The sequence below is a fragment of the Methanospirillum sp. genome (genome assembly GCF_028679455.1).
Taxonomy (GTDB): Archaea; Halobacteriota; Methanomicrobia; order Methanomicrobiales; family Methanospirillaceae; genus Methanospirillum.
Genome location: NZ_JAJRBM010000349.1, coordinates 1 through 3,328 on the forward strand (window position 1 = coordinate 1; position 3,328 = coordinate 3,328).

The following is a 3,328-nucleotide window of genomic DNA, read 5'->3' on the forward strand; positions in this document are numbered from 1 at the left end:
GATCCGGTCTGCTTTACCTCTACTGATGCTGTAGAACTTGAGTTGCCAGTAACTGATTATTTTGAGGTCTCATTATTGACACTCTTTTGTGCAGTAATATTTCATGGCGATGCTGCTGCAGAAGGTGTTGTTGAATTCTGAGTTGAGGTATTCTGAGCAGCGGTGACCTTGGTCTCCTTTGCGGTTGTATTTGACTCGTTTGCAACGGTTTTTGCAGTTACCTGTGCTACCGGAGCTTTCTGAGTCTGTTCACTGATTGGAACTGCGGTGGTTGCCACGGTCTTTGTCGGGGTAGTTGTTGGAGTGAGTGTGGTCTTTGAAGGAGCTGAAGAATTTTCAGAACTTGAAGAACTTGTACATCCACAGAACAGCGTTGCCGCGAGCAGCAATCCGAGGATTGCAATAATGTATACTGATCTTGCATTATGCTTCATACGTAAAACACCAGCCTCATGATAACGGGTGTGTGGTAGTTAAAGTTCTCCACAATATTCTCTATAGTCTCTATATCTGTGGATTCACATTACCGGAGGACTCCCATATGTCTGTTATCAGAAGTAAAAATCTCCCATTTTTATCTCTGGTTACTACCACACTCCCGTGATTTTATGCCTCATCTATTCCAATAGTAAGATTATGCAGATATCAGTCCTTGCGAGTGGAAGCAAGGGCAATTGTGTATATATCGAGGGAGAGAGCGGCGCGATTCTTATTGATGCCGGTAGATCTGCAAAAGAACTGCTGGGCACCAAACATCATACTGGAAGATTGGAGGAAGCCGGTGGGAAGAAGGAACTCATTGAGGGGATACTGGTAACGCACGAGCACAGCGATCATATCAAAGGTCTTGCGGCAGTGGGTAACAATCTTAAAAAAACAGTATATGGTACCGTGGGGACCATGGATGCCTTTATCAGGCAGCGAACCGGGGCTATCCGGTTCCCGGTTCAGACAGTCAAAAGCGGATCCATGTATGAAATTGGTGGTTTTCAGGTTGAACCATTTGTAATTTCCCATGATGCAACTGAACCGTGCGGCTACCTTATCTCTGATGAATCAACCCGGCTCTGTTACTGTACTGATACCGGAATAGTCACCGATTCTATGAGGGAGGTGTTTTCGCGTGCTGATGGAATGATACTAGAGTCGAATCATTGTCCACAGATGCTTAAAACCGGACCTTACCCTGAATTTCTGAAGCGACGGATCGCAGGCCCACGAGGTCACCTCTCAAACCAGGATGCAGCAGCAGTGCTTCGGGATCTTGGTGATTCACTCCATCTGGCGATCCTTGCGCATCTCTCCGAGGAGAATAACGAACCGGAAAAGGCATTGATCACTGCACAGGACGGTCTCTCGCTTCATGCTGAATCGGTTGAGATCTTTGCAGCATCAACCGTAGATACTTTGACGAAAGCATCGGTACTGAAATCTCCCGGGTCATGTAGAGAGTCCTGTTCTGATGCATGCTGGCGTTACCGATTTAATCTGTGAGGATAATTGATGAAATTTCTGATATTTGCTGAACTCTGTAACCGGATTGAATCGATAAAAGGGCGGCTTGACACTATTGAAATTCTGAGTGGTGCTATCAAAGATGTGGATTTAGAAGATCTTGCCATTTTTGTCAGGCTGATCCTGGGAAAACCGTTTCCTGACTGGAGCCCGATGAAACTGGGGATTGGTCCGAATCTTTTGTACGAATCAATTGCATATGTGACCGGTAAAAACCGTGATGGAGTTATTAAGAGGCTGAACTCAGTAGGTGACCTGGGAAAAGCAGTGGAGGAGATGCTTGCCAACAAATCCCAGACGTCTTTTTTTGCAGAAGAACTTACTCTGACTGAAGTTTATGCTGCATTCGAAGCAATTTCCAGGGCAGAAGGAGGAAAATCGCAGAAGGAACGGCTTCGGATTATTCATCGTCTCTTTTCGGTTGCCTCTCCGATTGAAGGACATTATATCACCGGCATTCTGCTCGACGACATGCGAATCGGGGTCGGTGAAGGTAATGTACGTGATGCGGTTGCGAAAGCATTCGGGGTCGATTCAAGCCTTGTTGAGCATGCTCAGCAGGTGCTCAACGATATGGGTGAGGTAGCGGTACTCGCACTCCTGGGTCAAGAAGCACTCTCACAGGTTAAAATGCAGATATTTCATCCGGTGCGGATGATGCTAGCCAGGCAGGGGACAATCTCCCAGGTAATCAGTGATTCAGGAGCCATCGCTGTGGAGTACAAATATGATGGGGCACGGTTTCAGTTTCACAAAAAGGGTGGCGATGCACGAATGTACTCGCGGCGGCTTGAAGAAGTGACTGATGCTCTTCCTGATGTGGTCTCGATGCTGCTCGGAGCAACCGATCACGATCTGATCCTGGACGGTGAAGTGATTGCAGTCAAAGATGACAGACCCATGCCGTTTCAGACGGTACTGAAACGATTCAGACGTAAACATGGGGTTGCCGATGCAGTTGACGCGATCACGCTGGTCCCGAACGTCTTTGATATTCTGTATCTCGACGGGGAGATGCTTCTTGACAGGCCGTTTTCAGAACGCAGAGAGATTCTGACCCGGGTGCTCCAGATGTATGCAACCCCCCAGTTGGTAAGCGATGATCCTGCCGCTATTGAAGCGTATTATCAGCATGCACTTGATGACGGTCATGAAGGGGTTATGCTGAAACTGCTTGGTTCCCGTTATACTCCCGGCATGAGGGGGAAGGACTGGGTTAAGATCAAGCCGGAAGTTGACACACTCGATCTCGTAGTGGTTGGTGCAGAATGGGGAGAAGGGAAACGTGCTCATGTATATGGTTCGTTTTTGGTCGCTGCCCGTCAGGATGATCGGTTGGTTCCGGTGAGCAGGGTTGCAACCGGATTGTCTGATGATCAACTGACCCGGCTTTATGAGACATTAAAAGATACGATCATGCATACTGAAGAAAAAATGGTCTATTTTGAGCCTGCTCTGGTCTTTGAGATTGGGTATTCTGAGATACAGCAGAGCCCGAATTACGAAGGAGGGTTTGCACTCCGGTTTCCGAGGTTTGTTCAGGTAAGGGACGATAAGGATATCAGGGAAGCGAATACGCTTGAGGATATCAGAGAACGATATGAAATGATACAAACCAGGTAGATCTGAACCCTTCCTCTAGCATTTTTCCGGAACCGTGATCTATCGCGGTGAAATATGAACTGAAAATATAAATCGATAAATTTATTGGACCAATCTTCATAGTCTGAGTGATGGATAGGTTGGGTGGTTTTTATTCGATAATCGTGCTGGTTTTCGTCTCATTTCTGATCTTTATCCCGGTGACTGCAGA

Annotated in this window: 3 protein-coding genes; 2 read left to right on the top strand and 1 reads right to left on the bottom strand. The window is 47.0% G+C overall.

Annotated features, from left to right (window positions below):
- Nucleotides 1–101: 101 nt before the first annotated feature.
- A complete protein-coding gene (locus tag LUQ50_RS11885) occupies nucleotides 102–434 on the bottom strand; it encodes a hypothetical protein (protein WP_300040050.1) in 333 nt (110 codons plus the stop codon).
- A 202-nt stretch (nucleotides 435–636) separates the two neighbouring features.
- On the opposite strand from LUQ50_RS11885, the gene LUQ50_RS11890 reads away from it, so the two are divergent.
- A complete protein-coding gene (locus tag LUQ50_RS11890; RefSeq protein ID WP_300040051.1) occupies nucleotides 637–1,494 on the top strand; it encodes an MBL fold metallo-hydrolase in 858 nt (285 codons plus the stop codon).
- A 9-nt stretch (nucleotides 1,495–1,503) separates the two neighbouring features.
- Nucleotides 1,504–3,138: an ATP-dependent DNA ligase gene (locus LUQ50_RS11895; RefSeq protein ID WP_300040052.1), complete on the top strand. Its 1,635-nt coding sequence runs from the start codon at nucleotides 1,504–1,506 to the stop codon at nucleotides 3,136–3,138.
- Nucleotides 3,139–3,328: the final 190 nt, after the last annotated feature.